Below are 17,549 nucleotides of genomic sequence, written 5' to 3' on the forward strand. Positions count from 1 at the left end.
GTCTGCACGGTTTGCGGCCAATCCGGTGGCCGATTCGACGATCACCGCGCCCCCGGCACCGCGTGGCAGCCGGGTATTCACCGACCGTTTCCCGCCAACCCCCACAAGCGAACGACCGCCACAACCGAACGACCCCCACAACCGAACGACCGCCGCACAACGCAACGACGGCCCGCACCCTGCGGTGCAAGCCGTCGTTCCGCGGTGTCCCGGCCCGTCAGGCCACCGGCGCGTACTTGTAGCCGACCCGGCGGACCGTGACGATGGTGTCGCGGTAGGCGGCGCCGAGCTTGCGGCGGAGGCGCGCGACGTGGACGTCGACGGTGCGGCCGTCGCCGACGTGGCCGTATCCCCAGACGGTGTGCACGAGTTGGTCGCGGGTGTGGACCCGGTGCGGGTGCTCGGTGAGGTGGGCGAGCAGCTCGAACTCGAGGTAGGTGAGGTCGAGCAGGGCGCCGTCGACGTACGCGTTGCGACGGTCGAGGTCGACGGAGATGCCGCTCTCGGCGGGGCGGGTGAAGGGCCGGACCGGGGCGGCGGCCACCACGGGAGCGGGCGCGGGAGCGACCTTCTCGGCGGGCACCAGCACCAGGTACCCGACCAGCGGGCTGTTCGCGCCGGCCCCGAGCTGCGCCAACAGGCCCTGCGGCAGCACGGATTGGGGCAGCGCGGCGACGACGGCGGCGCCGTCCTGGAGGCCGGCCAGCAGGCTCTCGGGGGCGATGGCGGGCGCGGGCCGGGTCATCGGAGCCGGGGCGGCGACCCGCCGGTACTCGGCGTCGAGGGGCTGGTTCGGCAGGGAGTGGTTGTGGTTCGGCAGGGTGCGGACCGCTCGCAGGTGCGGGGTCGCGGTGGCGGCGTAGGACATTCGAGGGCTCTTTCGCGCGTGACGGTCGGTGGGTGGTCGTCGTCTGCGCTTCCGGCGCGCCGGCGCTGACGGGTCGGTCAGTGCGGCAGGCGGGAGACGCGGGGTACGCGCCGACAGGTCTGGTCGAAGTGGTGGGCCTGGCGCGGGGGCCAGAACGGTTCGAGAAGTACGCGAGGATTCACAGGGCGGCTCTCCGGAGCACGACGGGTCGGCGAAAAACGCACAGAACCGCCACCACACCTACGGGCAAAGGGTGATGACGGTGCGTCAGCGACAGCAGGCGCTGTAGATCAGACCGTGGTCGATGTACCGGCGGACGGTCAGCACGGGGAGGGCGGAGACGCGGACCGCTTCGGTCATGGTCCTGCTCCTCCCCCGGTGCGGTGTCGAGAACCCGCGACGAACGGCGGGCACGAGTACGAGACTTCCACGCCACGTGCCCGGAAGGCAACCCACTGCACCGACCGGTCCGCACGCCAAGACAGAAACCATCCACCATCCGGACGCCAACGCCCTGACCTGCAAAAATGCGACCAGTACTACAGTCGCACTCCGACCCGCTCAGCGGCGTGCTGCACCAGCCGGATCAGCAACTCCTTGCCGTCCTCGCGCCGCCGCGCGTCGCACAGCAGCACCGGCACGCTCTCCGGCAGGTCGAGCGCGGCGCGGACGTCCTCGGGCGCGTACACCTCGGTGCCCTCGAAGCAGTTGACGGCGACCACGAACGGGATGTCGCGCTGCTCGAAGTAGTCGACGGAGGGGAAGGAGTCGGCGAGCCGCCGGGTGTCGGCGAGCACGACCGCGCCGAGGGTGCCGCGCGCGAGTTCGTCCCAGACGAACCAGAAGCGGTCCTGGCCGGGGGTGCCGAACAGGTAGAGGGCGAGGCCGGGCTTGAGGTCGATGCGGCCGAAGTCCATGGCGACGGTGGTGGTCCGCTTGTCCTCGACGCCGGCGGTGTCGTCGACCGGGCGGCCGCGCTCGCTGAGCGTCTCCTCGGTGCGCAGCGGCCGGATCTCGCTGACCGCGCCGACCAGGGTGGTCTTGCCCGCGCCGAAGCCGCCGGCGATCAGGATCTTGACCGCGTTGGCGGCCCAAGGAGCCTTGCGGGTAGCGGAGGTTGACGCCGCGTCAGGGGCGTCAGAGTGCACGGAGGCCATTGATCACGTCTCGCAGCAGTCGCTCGTCCGGTTGCTGGGCGAGCTGGAAGGGTCGGGTGACGCTGATCAGGTCGGCGTCGTGGAGGTCGCCGAGCAGGACCCGGACCACGCTGACCGGCAGGTCGGTGTAGGAGCCCAACTCGGCGACGCTGAGGGGCTCATCGCAGCAGAGCTGGAGGATGGCGTGGTGCTCGGGTCCGATCGGGAGGTCGGCCGGGACGCCGCCGGGGGCGAGGTACTCCCCGGCGGCGGTGACCAGCGAGATCAGGTCGAACAGGCCGTCGTCGACCGGCCGGGCGCGTCCTCTGGTCATCGAGAACAGCCGGACCATCGGTCCGGCGTCGTCGTCGAACCAGCGGTTGTCCACCGGCGTGCGGGGCACGAACAGGTCGATCGGCGTGTCGTCGGCCGACGCCTCGTCCGCGCTCTCACCGCCGGGGTCGGCCGGGGCGGTGGCCTCGGTCGGCTCGGTCGGCTCGGGCTCGCTCATCTAACCAGTCAACTCCTCGGCTCGGCGGCCAGGTGCTCCCCGACGCGCTTCACCAACAGTGCCATCTCGTAGGCGATTTGGCCCACATCGGATTCGGCATCGCTGAGCACGGCCAGGCAACTGCCGTCGCCGGCGGCGGTGATGAACAGGAAGGCCTCGTCCAGTTCGACCATGGTCTGCCGGACGCCGCCGACCTGGAAGTGCCGGCCGGCGCCCTTGGCGAGGCTGTGGAAGCCGGCGGCGACGGCCGCCAGGTGCTCGGCGTCCTCCCGGCCGAGGCCGCTGGAGACGCCGGTGGCCAGGCCGTCGCTGGACAGGATTACCGCGTGCCGAAGGGTCGCGACGCGGCCGACCAGGTCGTTGAGGAGCCAGTCGAGGCTCCCGGACGGCGGTGTTGTTGCGGTCATGATTCGGTTCCTTCTGCTGGTGCGGGCGGTGCGTCCGGCGGCTGGTGCGCCGGGGGGACGGAGCGGACGGGGGCGGCCGGCAGCGCGGGTGGCACCGGCGCGGAGGGGAGCGCGACCCGCAGCCGGGGCGGGCGGCCGGGCTGCGGCGCGGCCGGCGCGACCCGCGCGCCGGGGCGGTCACCGGGCGCGGCCGGGTCGGGCTCGGAACGGACGACGGTCAGCGAGGCGGGCTGCAACCGGTCGCCGCGGCCGCGGGCGAAGCCGCGCTGGAACGAGGCGAACGCGGAGCGGGCCTCCTCGGGGCTGCGCTCGCGGGCCGACTCGGGGGTCTCGGGGCTTGTGCCGGCCCGGAGTTGGGGCGCGAGGCTGGCCTGCCGGACCCGGCGCGGCAGCAGCCCCCCGGCCACCGGCGTGAGCGGCGTGACGGGCGCACCGGACACCTCAGCAGCCGCGGGCACCGCAACAGGCGCGGCGGGCTCGGCGTCCTCGGTCCGCCGGTGCCGCCCCGTCCCGGATGCGCCCTCAATGGCCGCTTCCTGTCCGGGAGTTCGCCGTCGCGGCAGCCCGCCGGGCTTCGCGGACGGGTCGGCGGCGGACGGGCGCGGCCCGCCGAGCACCTTCGCGGGCGCGGCATGCGCGGGCGCGGCGTGCGCGCGGCCGGGTTCGGCGGTGCCGGTGGCCCGGCGGTGGGTGGCGTCGTCGGCGGCGGGGCGGGCCCCGTCGGGGGCCATCTCGGCGGCGTCGGCGAGGAGTTCGCGCGGGATCAGCACCACGGCGGAGGTGCCGCCGTACGGGGAGGGCCGCAGGTGGACCCGGATGCCGTGTCGGCGGGCCAGCCGGGAGACCACGAACAGGCCCAGCCGGTCGGTGTCGGCGAGGTCGAACTCCTGCTCCACGGCGAGGCGTTGGTTGATCTCGCCGAGGTGCTGCTCGTTCAGTCCGAGGCCGCGGTCGTCGATCTCCAGGCAGAAGCCGTGCGCGACCACCTCGCCCTGGACGGTGACCTGGGTCTGCGGCGGGGAGAACACCGTGGCGTTCTCGACGAGTTCGGCGATCAGGTGGGTGACGTCGGCGACGGCGGAGCCGAGCAGTCCGGTGCCGGGGAACGGCCGGACGATGACCCGGGCGTAGTCCTCGACCTCGCCGACGGCGGCGCGCACCACGTCGACCATCCGGACCGGCTTGCGCCAGGCGCGGCCGGGCGAGCCGCCGGAGAGGATGATCAGGCCTTCGGCGTGCCGGCGCATGCGGGTGGTGAGGTGGTCGAGCCGGAACAGGTCTTCGAGTTCGCGCGGGTTCTCGGTGCGGCGCTCCATGGTGTCGAGCAGGGTGAGCTGGCGGTGCAGCAGCACCTGGGAGCGGCGGGCCAGGTTGACGAAGACGGCGGAGACGCCGCGGCGCAGCTGGGCCTGTTCGACGGCGGCCTCGACGGCGACCCGCTGCACCTCGTTGAAGGCGCGGCCGACCTGGCCGATCTCTCCGGTGCCGAAGTCGAGTTGGGGGACTTCGGCGACCACGTCGACCTCTTCGCCGAGGCGCAGCCGGTGCATCACGGAGGGCAGTCGGTTGGCGGACAGGTCGGCGGCGGCGTTGCGCAGGCCGACGAGTTCGCGCACCAGGCGGCGGCCGATGCGGTAGGAGACGGCGATGGAGACCACCACGGCGAGCAGGCCGACCAGGCCGGCGACGCCGCCGCGCAGCAGGGAGTTGACGGCGTAGGCGTGGGCCTGGTCGCCGATCTTGGCGGCCAGGCGGGCGTTCATGGTGGCGATGTCGTTGAGGACCCGGTCGGCGTTGTCGCCCCAGTTGTCGACGGGGCCGCCGCGGACTTCGGCGGCCCGGTCGGTGGCGTTGTCGAAGCCGGTTTCGGCGAGGGTGAGGGCGTGCCAGGCCTCGCTGTTGCGCAGTTCGATGTAGTCGTGCTGGTCCTGCGGGTCGAGTTCGGCGACGTAGACCCGGAACAGGGTCTGCTGGGCGTGCATGGCGTCCAGCGCGATCTGCTGCTTGCGGATGTCGGTGGCGGCGGTGGCGGTTCCGGCCCGCAGGGCGCGCATCGCGGCGGTCTCCTGGGCCAGGTAGTCGGTGGCCCGGGTGAGTTCGACCAGCAGGGTGCCCTGGCGGGGCAGTGCGCCGCTCTCCTTGGCGACGAAGGAGGACCGGAAGGCGAAGACCGGTCCGATCAGGGCGCTGTAGTCCTTGAGCGCGCCGTCCCAGCTGGATTGGTGCTGGCCGATCTGGCTGCGGACGGCGGCGAGTTCGTCGGCGGACGCGATGAGGTCGTGGAGGCGGGCGCGCTGGTCGCCGTCGAGCTTGCCGGCGTCGCGGCTGCCCGCCTGGTAGCGCAGCAGTTGCAGGTCCCGGTCGGTGACGGTCTGGGACTTCAGGTAGGAGTCGGTGTAGGCCTTGTTGGCGGGGTCGGCGAGGCGCAGCACGGCGGCGGTGCGTTCGATGCGCAGGTCGTCGACGTACTGGTCGGCGGGGCCGCCGAAGGCCGTGTAGGTGTCGCTGAGGTCGAGTTGGTTCCACACGCCGCTGGTGGTGATCAGTGTGGAGTAGGCCCACAGGCCGCCGAGCGCCACGATGGGCACCAGGAGCAGCGCGATGATCCTCGCGCGGATCGAGCTGCGGCGCAGGCGCATGTGGGTCCTCTGGTGGTCCTCGGTCGGTGTGGTCGCCGGGCACGAGCGGCCGGGGGCAGGAATGAGCATGAAGAGGTACGGAGGGGTACGAGAGCCGCGAGCCTACTACTTACTGACCGTCCGTTCGTAGGGTGAATTTGCATCGTGATCGTGTGGTGTCCGTATCGTCCTTTAATTTCCTCACCAGCGTCCTTCAGTGCCCCCACCTGCGGCACTGTGCCCGGTGCGCGGTGTCGTCGGGCGGTGACTCTGGGCAGCACCGCGTCGATCGGGTAGCTTCGCCGGTGCCGCCCTCCGCCTGTGCGATCCGGGGCGGGGATCGGCGGAACGGGGGTACCGTGCGAGAGATCAGCAGCCCCGCGCTCGGCAGCTCGGCGGTGACCGGCGGGCTGGCCGACTCGGTGTTCGACCGGGCCGAGCGCGAACCGCGACTGGTGCAGTTGTCCCGCTGGGCGGACGGCGCCTGGCGGCCGGTGACGGCCGTTCAGTTCCGCGACGAGGTGCTGGCCCTCGCCCGGGGTCTGCTCACCCGCGGGGTGCGCTACGGCGACCGGGTCGCGGTGATGTCCTCCACCCGCTACGAGTGGACGCTGTTCGACTACGCGCTCTGGTCGGTCGGGGCGATCCCGGTGCCGGTGTACCCGACGGCGGCGCCCGAGCAGGTGCGCTGGATCCTGGCCGAGACCTCGGCGGTGGCCTGCGTGGTCGAGGACGAGGACCAGGCGATGACGGTCGGCGCGGTCTGCGACGCGCTGCCGGCGCTGACCGGCATCTGGCAGCTCGACCGGGGCTGCGTCGAGCAGTTGATGGCCGACGGGCAGGAAGTGCCGAACGCCCTGGTGCACCGTAGACGGGTCGGGGTGACGCCGGATTCGCTGGCCAGCGTCATCTACACCTCGGGCACCACCGGCCGTCCGAAGGGCTGTCTGCTGACCCACGGCAACTTCGCGGCGGTGGCGGACGCGGTGCTGGACGGCTGGGCGGAGGTGTTCTCCGACACCGGCGGCGACCAGCCCGCCACCTTGCTGTTCCTGCCGCTGGCGCACGTGTACGGCCGGCTCACCCAGGTCGCGGCGATCCGCGGCGGCATCCGGATCGGCCACCACGCCAAGCTGGCGGCGGACAGTCTGCTGCCGGCCCTGGCTGCGTTCCGGCCGACCTTCCTGCACGCGGTGCCGTACATCTTCGAGAAGATCCACCGCCGGGCCCGGGAGGCCGCCGAGGCGTCGGGCCGGCTGGAGACCTTCCTGCAGGCCGAGCAGGTGGCCATCGAGTGGGCGACGGCCTGGGAGCGCCGGGCGCACCGCAAGGGCCCCGGCCCGTCCCCCGCGCTGCGGCTGCGGCACGCCGCGTACGAGCGCCTGGTGTACCAGCGGGTGCGGGCCGTGCTCGGCGGCCGGGTGCGCTCGGTGATCTCCGGCGGGTCCATGCTGGGGCGGGAGTTGGCGCTGTTCTTCGCGGGCGCGGGCATGACGGTGTACGAGGGCTACGGCCTGACCGAGACGACCGCCGCGATCACCGCCAATCCCCCGGACCGGCCCAGATTCGGCACCGTCGGCCGCCCGGTGCCGGGCGCGGCGGTGGCGATAGCCGAGGACGGCGAGGTGTGGGTGCGCGGCGCCGGCGTGTTCTCCGGCTACCTCAACCATCCGCGCTGTACGCAAGAGGCGCTGCACGGCGACTGGTTGGCCACCGGCGACCTCGGTTCGCTGGACGAGGACGGCTACCTGACATTGACCGGCCGCAAGAAGGAGGTGATCGTCACCTCCAGCGGCAAGAACCTCGCCCCCGCGATCCTGGAGGAGCGGGTGCGGGCCCATCCGCTGGTCGCCCAGTGCCTGGTGGTGGGCGACAACCGGCCGTACCTGGCCGCGCTGATCACCCTCGACCCGGTGGCCCTCGCGCACTGGCTCAAGTCCCGCGGCCGCCCGCAGCTGGACATTCACGGGGTGCTCACCGACCACGAGCTGCACCAGGAGGTGCAGCGGGCCGTGGCCGCCGCCAACACCACCGTCTCGCGCGCCGAGTCGATCCGGGCCTTCCGCTTGTTGCCGCACGAATTCACCCTGGACGACGGCCTGTTGACGCCCTCGCTGAAGATCCGCCGAGCAGCGGTGGCGGACCGCTACGCGCAGGACATCGACGAGCTGTACGCCGGCTGAACGGCCGTCCCGTTCCGGACTCTGACGCCCCGTCATTAAAACAACCTCAACGCACGGCACGGCGGTTGACCGATCTCCGACAGCCCCCTTGACCGTCGGGATTGGTCCAGTCCATTGTGTGCACCTGGCCCGGTGCGGCAGGGCCGCGACCGACCCCCGCCCCTCCGGGAGTCACGTCTTCTCTCCTCCCCCACACTGGAGTTGATCCGTGCTCAGTTCCGCACGCCGCCGTCTCGCGACGGCTGCCGCCGCCACCGTGCTGGCCACCCTCGCCACCGCCCCGGCCGCACACGCCGATGCCCCGGCCGCGCACGCCGGCGCCCCGACGAACACGGCTGCCGACGCCCCCGCGGTCAACCTGGCCACCAACCCTGGATTCGAGATCCCCACCCTCCCGCTCGCCGACTGGGGCTCCATCCCCGGCTGGCACTGCGCGGCCGGCGAGGGCGCCGTCACCACCGCGGCCCGCACCGGCGGCTCCGCGCTGGCCATCACCCCGGCCTCCGCCGACTCCACCGGCCAGTGCACCCAGACCCTCGCGGTGCGCCCCAACACCAGCTACACCTACCGGGCTTGGGTGCACGGCTCGTACGCCTTCATCGGCGCCACCGGCACCGGCCACGACGTCCCGCCGGCCTGGACGGCGTCCACCGGCACCGGCTGGCAGCAGCTGTCCACCACCTTCACCACCGGCGCCGCCACCACCTCCGTGCAGCTGTACGTGCACGGCTGGTACGGCCAGGGCCCGATCGCGGTGGACGACGTCAGCGTCACCGGCGACACCCCCGCGCCGGCGTACGCCACCTGGAACGCGCCGACCTCGGACAAGGTGGTCTTCCTGACCATCGACGACGGCTGGTTCCGCACCCCCGAGGCCGCGCAGCTGATCGCCGACCGCAAGCTCCCGGTCACCGCGTTCCCACTGCCCATGCCGGAGGGCTTCGAGCAGGACTACTTCAGCCGGATCACCGCCGCGCCCGGCTCCTCCATCCAGGACCACACCGTCTCGCACCGCGACCTGACGACGCTGTCGCTCGCCGAGCAGCAGGCCGAGATCTGCGACGCCCGCGACGCGGTCACCGCCCGCTACGGCACCACGCCGACGATCCTCCGCCCGCCGTACTTCGCCTTCGACGCCAACTCCCAGCAGGCCGCCGCGAACTGCGGCATCAAGTACCTGCTGACCGCCACCGCCGACTTCACCTCCGGCGCCTCGAACGTCTACCACGGCGGCCCGCTCCAGCCCGGCGACGTGATCATCCTGCACTTCACCGACACCCTGGCGAGCGACCTCCAGCGCGCCCTGGACGCGGCCGCCGCGGCCGGCCTGAAGCCCGCCGCGCTGACCGACTACCTTCACTGACCCTCGCCGCCGCGCGGATAAGGCTGACGTATTGTCAGTCCGTGGCGGTTCACGAACACCGGTGTCCGGGCCCCTCCCATGGGCCCGGACACCGGCTCACGCGTCCCTCACGGACAAGCGACTGCTCCGGGGATCAGACGCCCGCGGAGAAGCTCGGCAGGTAGCCGTACGCCTGGCCCGAGGAGTTCGGGTGGTAGCTGTCGCTGACCGGCAGCGTGGTGCTGTTCAGCCACTGCGAGGACGAACCGCAGATCTCGTGGGTCGAGAAGATCGTCCGGACGTCCTTGAAGGTGAACCCGGCCGCCGCAACCTGCTTGGAGATCACCGAGTCCAGGGTGTCCGCCGCGCCGTTGATCGCGGTCCGCTTGGTGTCCGAGATGCCGACGATGCAGTTGCCCGGCACCTGGTACAGGTGCGGGTAACCCAGCACCACCACGTGCGCGTTGGGCGCCTTCGCCTTGATCTGCGAGTACAGGTTGGAGAGCTTGCCCGGCAGCGTGTTGGTGGCGTAGCTCTTCGCCGTGTTCACAGCGCTCAGACACGAGGCCTCGCTGCTCAGCACACAGGTCTGCATGGTCGACGCGAAGCCCGCGTCGTTGCCGCCGATGGTGATCGAGACCAGGGTGGTCGTCGAGCTCAGCGAGCTGATCTGGTTGGCAAGCACGTCGTTGGTGGTCGCACCCGAGCAGGCGACGAACTTGAACGACGTCGGGGCGTGGGCGTTCTTCCACAGCTGCGGGTAGGCGTTGGTGCTGCGGCTGCAGCTGCCGCTCTCGCTGGTGTAGCTGCCCGAGCCGACACCGGCCGAGTAAGAGTCGCCGAGCGCCACGTAGTTGACGCCGGCGGCGCTCGCCTGGGTGGCGGCGGCAAGGGTGGCGATGGACAGGGCTGCCGCGGTGAGAGCGACGGTTACGGCGCGAACGCGAGTCATCTTTCCTCCAATGAGTGATGCAGGCCACACATTGGATACCAGCCAGTAGCCTCGTGGGGAAGCGGTCATGCCAAAGAATTTGACGAACACTCATCCAACGGACACCTGAAAATCGCTACGCGCGGAGACCCACCCCTGACCTGGGCTGCGGAAATTCCCCCCAGCCCCCTCCCGAACGCCCGATCACCCAATTTTTCACCTGACGCACCGTCAACTCCCGCCCCATCTCCGAGCGCGACGACGGCGTGACACTCCGTGCCCGGCTTCCGGGTCAACGTGCCGACACGCGCCGCCACTTGAACGCACCCGACGCCGAACTCCGGACACTGGACGGCGATTTCCGGACGCCTGGTCCGGGCCATCAGCTGCGAGGCGCCGGCCGGCGCGCAACACTTCCCTGCTCGCCCCGCCCGCCACCGCCGAGCAGCGCGCCGCGACCGGACCTGGCACCCCCGTCGAACGACAGGCGCGAGCCCCGACGGTTCGTCACCAACCTGTCCGACTCCACCGATCGCGACGATCACGCCCTGTGTCGACACCCCCGAGCGGCTTCGTCACGGTCCGAAGTCACCCGCCCGTCGAAATCAGCCCACCCGCCCGCCACGGAAATCACAAATGCCCACCGGATTTCCGAAGAAATTCCGCCGTCCGAAACCCGGGCGCCAGCGGTCCCGGAAATCGCCGGTCCTCCCGCGAGAACCACCTCCGAATTGAGCAGCGGACCCGCCCCGGAGGAGGAATTCGAACCACCCGAAAGCGACCGCGGGCGGAGCCCGCCCCGAGCTCCCCCGCGTCGCGCGGGCCACCGCCACGCGCACCCGAACTCCCGCGCGCGATCCCCCCCTTGGCGCGGCTTCAACCGCGCCAGGACGTGATCCACGCCACACGTCTCCCCCGGTCGCGCGACCCGCGCGCGGGGTTCCGACATATACGCGCGCAAATTCCGTTCCACACCTCGGCAAACTGCGCCATACGACGGGAATACCCCGACAGCGTGAGGCGGATCACAGCCGACAATCGCCTTTCACCCGCCCCGGCGACCGGTCTTGTCCGCGTTCGCCGCCGACCCGTGCGACGGGCACGCCCTACCGGGAGGTAATCATGTACAAGACCATTCGCAAGGCGACCAGGACCGTTGTCGTCATTACCTCAACCGCGGCAGCCGCCCAAGGTGTGACGGGCCCGGAGCGCGGAGCACCCGACTTGCGTCGCCCGACAGTCATCAATCAATTGATGACTGTCAACTCCGAGACATCGAGCACCCGGCTCAACGCAACCAGCAGCCCTCGAGCGGCAGTTCCTCGATCGTCTCGTTCGCCGACGCCGGAACCCCCAGCACCGCGACCGCCGCCGCCACCGCCGCCCGGGCCTGGTACAGGCCGGTGGTTCCCCAGCCGAGGAGTTCGACCGCCAGTCCGGGGGCGACGAGCAGCCGTCGGTAGTGGCGGCCGGACGCCGGATCGGGTGCGGACGGGCCCGCGCCGTGCAGCGCCGCGGCCATCCGCACACGCGCGCACTCGTGGCCGCCGTTCGCCGAGCCGACCCGGTCGTACAGGTAGCCGAGGTACAGCGGCGGGCCGATCCGGGCCTGGGCCTCCTCCCCCGCCTCGCGGGCCAGCGCGGCGCCCGGGTCGCCCGCGTCCTCCGTCTCCAGCGAGCCACCGGGGAGGCTGACGATCCCGTCCCGCGGGTTGACCAGCGTGAGCACCCGGCCGTCGGGGGCGAACAGCCAGCCCCAGGACTGCTTCACCGGCAGCCCCTCCGGTACCACGATCCCCGCGTGCCAGGGCCACCCGGCATTCGGTCGGCGCCGGACCCGCCCGAGCAGTTCGGAGATCTCCGGGCTGTACTCGATGCCCATGCCACTCCCTCCGCACTCCGGGCGGCCACCCTCGCCACCTGATGATCTTCCCCGAACACCCGACCGATGAACAGCCCCGGCCGCCGGTCGGGTCACCGTCCCACCTGTCCCATCGGCCTCCGCCGCCTCTCCGCTCCCGGCCTGTCACCCGTACCTGTGATACTCGGTACCGGCCCGACCACATGAAAGCGACGAGGAGTGACAGACATGCTGCGGGGAGCTTCGACGTGAGGCTGCTGCACACCTCGGACTGGCACCTTGGCCGTTCCTTCCACCGCGAGAACCTGCACGAGGCGCAGCGCGCGTTCCTCGACCACCTGGTGGCCACCGCCGTCGCCGAGCGGGTGGACGCGGTGCTGGTGGCGGGTGACGTGTACGACCGCGCGCTGCCGGGTCTGGAGGCCGTCGCGCTGTTCGACGACGTGCTGTGGCGGCTGGCCGAACGGAACATCCCGACCGTCTTCATCAGCGGCAACCACGATTCCGCGCGCCGTCTCGGTGTCGCGTCCCGCCTGATCGAGCGGGCCGGCATACACCTGCGCACCGATCCGGGCGCGCTCGCCGAGCCGGTGCTGCTGGACGACGAGCACGGGCCGGTGGCGGTGTACGGGCTGCCGTACCTGGAACCGGCGTTGGTGCGGGAGCGGCTGGGGCTGGCGAAGGGCGGGCACGAGCAGGTGCTGGCGGCGGCGATGGACGCCGTCCGGGCCGACCTCGCCGCGCGCCCGGCGGGCACCCGGGCCGTGGTGCTGGCCCACGCGTTCGTGACGGGCGGCGAGCCGAGCGACAGTGAGCGCGACATCGCGGTGGGCGGCGTGCAGTCGGTGCCGTCCGGGGTGTTCGACGGCGTGCACTACGTGGCCCTCGGCCACCTGCACGGCAGCCAGACCCTCGCCCCGCACCTGCGCTACTCGGGCTCCCCGCTCGCCTATTCGTTCTCCGAGACGAACCACCGCAAGTCGATGTGGCTGGTCGACCTGGACGCCGAGGGCGCCGTCGAAGCCACCCGGATCTTCTGCCCGCAGCCCCGGCCGCTGGCCCAACTGCGCGGCCGCCTGGACGATCTGCTCACCGCCGACGAGCACGACTGGGCCCGCGACGCCTGGGTGCAGGCCACCCTGACCGACCCGGTGCGCCCGGTTGATCCGATGGAGCGGCTGCGGGTCCGCTTCCCGCACACCCTGCAGTTGCTGTTCGATCCCGAGGGCGGCGAGCAGGCCGCGGCGCAGTCGTACGCGCAGCGGGTCAGCGGGCGCAGCGACCAGGAGGTGGTGGAGGGTTTCGTCGCCCATGTCCGCCCGGGGCGGGAGTTGGACGACACCGAGCAGTCCTGGCTGCTGGAGGGCCTGGAGTCGGTGCGCCGCACGGCCGCCGGCCGGGCCGAGGAGAACGGCCGATGAACCTCTCGAAGGGGAGCGCCCGATGAGGCTGCACCAGCTCACCGTCACCGCGTTCGGCCCGTTCGCGTCCACGGAGCGGATCGACTTCGACCGGCTCACCGCGTCCGGCCTGTTCCTGCTGCGCGGGGCGACCGGCGCGGGCAAGAGCAGTGTGCTGGACGCGGTCTGCTACGCGCTGTACGGCGAACTGCCGGGCTCGCGCAAGAGCAACGGCGTGCGCAGCGACCACGCCGACCAGGGGCGCCGCACCGAGGTGGTGCTGGAGGCGACGCTCGGCGGGCGCCGGCTGGAGATCACCCGCAGCCCGGAGCAGCTCCGCCCGAAGAAGCGCGGTGCGGGCTTCACGCAGGACAAGGCGCAGACGCTGCTGCGTGAATGGGCCGCGGACGCCGGCGAGGGCGAGCCGGGCTGGGTCGCGGTCAGCAAGTCGCACCAGGAGGCCGGCGAGGAGCTGACCCGGCTGCTCGGCATGAGCCGGGACCAGTTCTGCCAGGTGGTACTGCTGCCGCAGGGCGACTTCGCGCGGTTCCTGCGCGCGGACTCCAAGCAGCGCGCCGAGCTGCTGGGCAAGTTGTTCGACACCAGCCGGTTCGAGCAGTTGGAACGCTGGGCGGCGGAGCGCCGTCTGCGCCAGGAGCACGAGGTGCAGGCCGGCCGGCAGAAGCTGCGCGACCTGGCGGCCCGCGCCGAGGAGGCCGCCGGTCCGCTCGCGGAGGACGCCGCCGCGCACCGGCCCGACGAGAACGCCTCCGCCTCGGACGTGCTGGCCTGGGCGGCGATGCTGCGCGGCACGGCCGCCGAACGCGTCACCGCGACGGCGCTCGCGCTGGAGGCCGCCGAGTCCGCCCGCACCCGGGCCCGCGCGCACCTGGACGCCCAGCGCACCTTGGCGGACCGCCAGCACCACTACCACTCCGCGCTCGACAAGCATCTCCAACTCACCGCCACCGCCCAGGAGTCGGCCGCCGACCGGTCCCGCCTGCGGCTCGCGCTGGCCGCCGAGACCCTGGCCCCCCTGCGCTCCCTGCACCGCAGCGCGCTGGCCGCCCACACCGCCGCCACCGCCACCGAGTCCACGCACACCGCCACACTCAACACCCGGTCCGCCGCCCCCTGGGCCGCCCAACTGCTCGGCGACCTCCCGCTCGCCGCCGCCGAACGCGCCCTGCACACCGAGGCGACCCGCCTGTCCGGGGCCCGCGCCGACGAGCAGCGGCACGCCCAACTACTGGTCGAACGCGGCGAGTTGGCCGCCGAGCAGAAGCAGGCGGACGACCTGGCGGAGGAGTCGCAGGACTGGCTGTCCGGCTTCGACGACCAGCTGAAGCAGCTGAACGCCGACCTCGACGCGGCCCGCGACGCCCACGCCCTGCTCGCCCAACTCGACGCCCAGCACGTCGATCTGACGCTCCGTCAGGACGCTGCTCACCGCCACCACCGACTCCTTTCCTCACTCACCGCCGCCGAGGCGGAGGTGCACGCCCTGACGGGCGCCGCGCTGGACGCCCGGTCCCGCACTCTGGACCTCCAGGAACGCCGACTCGCGGGCATGGCCGCCGAGTTGGCCGCCCAGCTGGCCGCCGGCGAACCCTGCCGGGTGTGCGGCTCGCCGGAACACCCGAACCCGGCCCGCCCCTCAGCCGACCAGGTCACCGCCGCCGACGAGCAGCGCGCCCGCGCCGCCCAGCACGCGGCGGAGGGCGAACTCGACGCCGCCAAGCGCCGGTTGAGCACGCTGCAGGCCGACACCGCGGCCGCCGAAACCGCTTCCGGCGGCCGCTCGGTCGCCGAACTCTCCCTCGCCCTCGAAGAGTTGAACTCTTCTCGCCGCACCGCACTGCACACCGCGGAACGACTGGTCCCCCTGGGCCAGCAGGTCGAACGACTCGAGCACGAGCGCAAGGCCCGCCACGAGCGGCTGCGCCAGGCGGGCGAGCGCGGAGCCGTCCTCGCCGACCGGCTCGGCACCGTCGCGGCCGAACTCGACGCGCTGGCCGGCCGGATCGCCGCCGCCCGCGGCGACGCCCCGTCCGTCGCGGCCCGCGCCACCGCGGTGGACGCCCTCGCCGCAGCCGTCACCGCCGTCCTCGACGCCGCCCGCACCACCACCGAAACCACCCGCCGCCTCGCCGAGGCCACCGCCGCCCTCGAACAGGCGGCCGCCGACGCGGGCTTCACCGACCTGCCCGCACTCGCCGCCGCCGAACTCCCCGCCCACCAACGCGACGCCCTGCAAGGGCGGTTCGAGCAACTGGACGCCGCCCTGGAACAGGCCGCAGCCCGCCTCGCCGACCCCGACCTGCGCGCGGCCGCCGAACTCCCGCCCGCGGACGCCGCATCCGCACACGCCGCCGAGGAACACGCCACGGCCGTCCTGCGCACCGCCGACACCGCACACGGCACCGCCACCGCCCGGGTCACCGCCCTGGCCCGGATCACCGCCGACCTGACCGCCCTCGCCGACGCCTTCGCCCCCGTCCTCGACGCCTACGCCCGGATCAGCGGCCTCGCCGCCCTGCTCGCGGGCGCCCCCGCCGAGAACGCCCTGCGCATGCGCCTGGAGTCCTACGTCCTGGCCGCCCGCCTCGAACAGGTCGCCGCCGCCGCCAGCCAGCGCCTCCTCAAAATGTCCGGCGGCCGCTACACCCTGGTCCACAGCGACGGCCTGGTCTCCGGCAACAAGCGCTCCGGCCTCTCCCTCCACGTCGTCGACGCCTGGACCGGCCGCGAACGCGACACCGCCACCCTCTCCGGCGGCGAATCCTTCTTCGCCTCCCTCGCCCTCGCCCTCGGCCTCGCCGACGTCGTCACCGACGAGGCCGGCGGCATGCCCCTCGACACCCTCTTCATCGACGAGGGCTTCGGCACCCTCGACGAAAACACCCTCGAAGAAGTCATGGACGTCCTCGACTCCCTCCGCGAACGCGACCGCGCCGTAGGCATCGTCAGCCATGTGGCCGACCTCCGCACCCGCATCCCCGCCCAACTCCTCGTCCGCAAACACCGCCACGGCTCCACCACCCACCACACCACCCGCGACGACACCTGACGCGTTGCGCCGGTGCCGCCGGCCCTCCCGCCTCGCCGAAGTCCGTCACGGGCAGGACCCGAACCGGCCCCCCGAAGACCGTCAGCTCCGCAGCCAGTAGCCGAACACCTGCCGCTACGAAGACTCGCCGCCTGCCAGGAAGTCCGCCGCCACTCGGCCCCAACTCCTGATGTCCGTCAGGGTCGTGGCCGTGTGCAGGCGGGCGTCGGGGAGGTGGGCGGCGAGGGCGGTCGCGGTGGCGGTCGGGTGGATGGGGTCGGTGGGCCAGGTGAGGATCAGGGTGGGGTGGGGGAGGTCGCGGAGGCGGTCGGGAGTGGGCAGGTCGGCTTCGGCGGCGGCGCGGAGGACGGACGGGACGAGGTGCTCGGCGGCGTCGAACTCGGTGGCGTACTGCGGGACTTCGGCGAGCACCGCGGGCGGCCCGCCGATCTTCGCGGCTGCTCCGAGCGTGCCCGTGCCGCGCCGTTCCACCAGGGCGGCGGCGGCTCGCAGTCCGGCCCGTCGCGGGTCGCGGGCCGCCCAGGCGACGGCGGGGATGGCCAGCACCAGGCGGTCGAACCGTTCGGGGCGGGCGAGCGCGGCCCACAGGACGGTCGCGGTGCCCATGGACGCCCCGAGCCCGGTGACGGGTGCGTCCGGCGAGAGGTGGTCGCAGAGCGCGAGCAGGTCCTGGGCGAGCGCGGGGTAGCCGAAGTCCTCGGCGACGGCGCGCCCTGTCGAGTACCCGTGGCCGCGCGCGTCGTACCGGGCAAGCCGGTGCGTCGCGGTGAGCGGCGTCCAGTCGAACAGGCCGGCGCGCCTCTCGTGGGCCCGGCTGGAGAGCGAGCCGTGCGCGTGCACGGCGAGCGGGCCGTCCGCCGACCCGGCCACCTCGAAGGCGAGCGTGGCGTGCGGGCGTTCCAGCAGGCCGCCGACGGGCCCGGCGCTCGGCGCGAAGACGGTCATGGACCGATTGTCTGATGGATCATCAGCCGGAGCACGCGGCCCGCTGGGCCTGCTGCCAGGTGCAGACCGGACACAGCGTGGATCCCGGCGTCTCGGCCGGGTGCTCGGTCTCCTCACCGCACAGCACGCACGTGGCACGCTCACCGGGCCCGCCGGCCAGCAACCCGCGGCGCGCCTGCTCCGGGTCGGCGGACACCTCGCAGACCTGCCCGGCACTCTCCGACTGCTGCTCTGCCATGCGCCCAGGGTACGTCCCCTGCCGGCGGGCCCCGCCCCG

13 protein-coding genes are annotated in these 17,549 nt (G+C 72.7%); 4 read left to right on the forward strand and 9 right to left on the reverse strand.

Features of this window, described 5'->3' with window-relative positions; all coding sequences use genetic code 11:
* Positions 1 to 217: 217 nt before the first annotated feature.
* The 5 genes from ACGFWJ_RS02765 to ACGFWJ_RS02785 form a co-directional block, all read right to left on the reverse strand.
* Positions 218 to 868: a winged helix-turn-helix domain-containing protein gene (locus tag ACGFWJ_RS02765; RefSeq protein WP_392944515.1), complete on the reverse strand. Its 651-nt coding sequence runs from the start codon at positions 866 to 868 to the stop codon at positions 218 to 220.
* Positions 869 to 1,407: 539 nt separating this feature from the next.
* Positions 1,408 to 2,025: an ATP/GTP-binding protein gene (locus ACGFWJ_RS02770; RefSeq protein WP_387859622.1), complete on the reverse strand. Its 618-nt coding sequence runs from the start codon at positions 2,023 to 2,025 to the stop codon at positions 1,408 to 1,410.
* Positions 2,006 to 2,515, reverse strand: coding sequence for a DUF742 domain-containing protein (locus tag ACGFWJ_RS02775; RefSeq protein ID WP_392944517.1), 510 nt, complete (start codon positions 2,513 to 2,515; stop codon positions 2,006 to 2,008). The genes ACGFWJ_RS02770 and ACGFWJ_RS02775 overlap by 20 nt, the downstream gene beginning before the upstream one ends.
* Before the next feature lie 8 nt (positions 2,516 to 2,523).
* The gene (locus tag ACGFWJ_RS02780; RefSeq protein ID WP_387634770.1) at positions 2,524 to 2,922 is read right to left on the reverse strand and encodes a roadblock/LC7 domain-containing protein; all 399 of its coding nucleotides are present in this window, start codon (positions 2,920 to 2,922) and stop codon (positions 2,524 to 2,526) included.
* The gene (locus ACGFWJ_RS02785) at positions 2,919 to 5,561 is read right to left on the reverse strand and encodes a nitrate- and nitrite sensing domain-containing protein (RefSeq protein ID WP_392944519.1); all 2,643 of its coding nucleotides are present in this window, start codon (positions 5,559 to 5,561) and stop codon (positions 2,919 to 2,921) included. The genes ACGFWJ_RS02780 and ACGFWJ_RS02785 overlap by 4 nt, the downstream gene beginning before the upstream one ends.
* A gap of 338 nt (positions 5,562 to 5,899) precedes the next feature.
* Here ACGFWJ_RS02785 and ACGFWJ_RS02790 point away from each other — a divergent pair, with 338 nt between their 5' ends.
* Both ACGFWJ_RS02790 and ACGFWJ_RS02795 read left to right on the forward strand, forming a co-directional pair.
* Positions 5,900 to 7,723 carry an AMP-dependent synthetase/ligase gene (locus ACGFWJ_RS02790; RefSeq protein ID WP_387634776.1) on the forward strand — a complete coding sequence of 608 codons (1,824 nt, stop codon included), beginning with the start codon at positions 5,900 to 5,902 and terminating at the stop codon, positions 7,721 to 7,723.
* Between the two features lie 208 nt (positions 7,724 to 7,931).
* Entirely contained in the window at positions 7,932 to 9,086 is a 1,155-nt protein-coding gene (locus tag ACGFWJ_RS02795; protein ID WP_392944521.1) for a polysaccharide deacetylase family protein, read from the forward strand.
* Positions 9,087 to 9,219: 133 nt separating this feature from the next.
* Here ACGFWJ_RS02795 and ACGFWJ_RS02800 read toward each other — a convergent pair whose 3' ends face one another.
* Together ACGFWJ_RS02800 and ACGFWJ_RS02805 are read right to left on the reverse strand one after the other, a co-directional pair.
* Complete coding sequence (locus tag ACGFWJ_RS02800) at positions 9,220 to 10,017, reverse strand: SGNH/GDSL hydrolase family protein (protein WP_387634781.1); 798 nt, start codon at positions 10,015 to 10,017, stop codon at positions 9,220 to 9,222.
* Between the two features lie 1,267 nt (positions 10,018 to 11,284).
* Entirely contained in the window at positions 11,285 to 11,878 is a 594-nt protein-coding gene (locus tag ACGFWJ_RS02805) for a hypothetical protein (RefSeq protein ID WP_392944524.1), read from the reverse strand.
* A 227-nt stretch (positions 11,879 to 12,105) separates the two neighbouring features.
* Between ACGFWJ_RS02805 and ACGFWJ_RS02810 the strand changes: the two genes are divergently transcribed.
* Together ACGFWJ_RS02810 and ACGFWJ_RS02815 are read left to right on the forward strand one after the other, a co-directional pair.
* The gene (locus ACGFWJ_RS02810) at positions 12,106 to 13,278 is read left to right on the forward strand and encodes an exonuclease SbcCD subunit D (RefSeq protein WP_387859612.1); all 1,173 of its coding nucleotides are present in this window, start codon (positions 12,106 to 12,108) and stop codon (positions 13,276 to 13,278) included.
* Positions 13,279 to 13,300: 22 nt separating this feature from the next.
* Positions 13,301 to 16,327, forward strand: coding sequence for an AAA family ATPase (locus ACGFWJ_RS02815; RefSeq protein WP_392944526.1), 3,027 nt, complete (start codon positions 13,301 to 13,303; stop codon positions 16,325 to 16,327).
* A 114-nt stretch (positions 16,328 to 16,441) separates the two neighbouring features.
* On the opposite strand, the gene ACGFWJ_RS02820 is transcribed toward ACGFWJ_RS02815, so the two are convergent.
* Positions 16,442 to 17,272: an alpha/beta fold hydrolase gene (locus tag ACGFWJ_RS02820; protein WP_392944528.1), complete on the reverse strand. Its 831-nt coding sequence runs from the start codon at positions 17,270 to 17,272 to the stop codon at positions 16,442 to 16,444.
* Between the two features lie 22 nt (positions 17,273 to 17,294).
* Positions 17,295 to 17,510, reverse strand: coding sequence for a hypothetical protein (locus ACGFWJ_RS02825; RefSeq protein WP_392944530.1), 216 nt, complete (start codon positions 17,508 to 17,510; stop codon positions 17,295 to 17,297).
* Positions 17,511 to 17,549: the final 39 nt, after the last annotated feature.

This window comes from Kitasatospora sp. NPDC048407 (assembly GCF_043200475.1).
Classification (GTDB): Bacteria; Actinomycetota; Actinomycetes; order Streptomycetales; family Streptomycetaceae; genus Kitasatospora.

Bases quoted from the DNA above. Each gene is read 5' to 3' on its own strand.
- ACGFWJ_RS02785 (WP_392944519.1), bottom strand. From the start codon at position 5,561: ATGCGCCTGCGCCGCAGCTCGATCCGCGCGAGGATCATCGCGCTGCTC.
- ACGFWJ_RS02825 (WP_392944530.1), bottom strand. From the start codon at position 17,510: ATGGCAGAGCAGCAGTCGGAGAGTGCCGGGCAGGTCTGCGAGGTGTCC.
- ACGFWJ_RS02775 (WP_392944517.1), bottom strand. From the start codon at position 2,515: ATGAGCGAGCCCGAGCCGACCGAGCCGACCGAGGCCACCGCCCCGGCC.
- ACGFWJ_RS02815 (WP_392944526.1), top strand. From the start codon at position 13,301: ATGAGGCTGCACCAGCTCACCGTCACCGCGTTCGGCCCGTTCGCGTCC.
- ACGFWJ_RS02820 (WP_392944528.1), bottom strand. From the start codon at position 17,272: ATGACCGTCTTCGCGCCGAGCGCCGGGCCCGTCGGCGGCCTGCTGGAA.
- ACGFWJ_RS02765 (WP_392944515.1), bottom strand. From the start codon at position 868: ATGTCCTACGCCGCCACCGCGACCCCGCACCTGCGAGCGGTCCGCACC.
- ACGFWJ_RS02800 (WP_387634781.1), bottom strand. From the start codon at position 10,017: ATGACTCGCGTTCGCGCCGTAACCGTCGCTCTCACCGCGGCAGCCCTG.
- ACGFWJ_RS02780 (WP_387634770.1), bottom strand. From the start codon at position 2,922: ATGACCGCAACAACACCGCCGTCCGGGAGCCTCGACTGGCTCCTCAAC.
- ACGFWJ_RS02805 (WP_392944524.1), bottom strand. From the start codon at position 11,878: ATGGGCATCGAGTACAGCCCGGAGATCTCCGAACTGCTCGGGCGGGTC.
- ACGFWJ_RS02770 (WP_387859622.1), bottom strand. From the start codon at position 2,025: ATGGCCTCCGTGCACTCTGACGCCCCTGACGCGGCGTCAACCTCCGCT.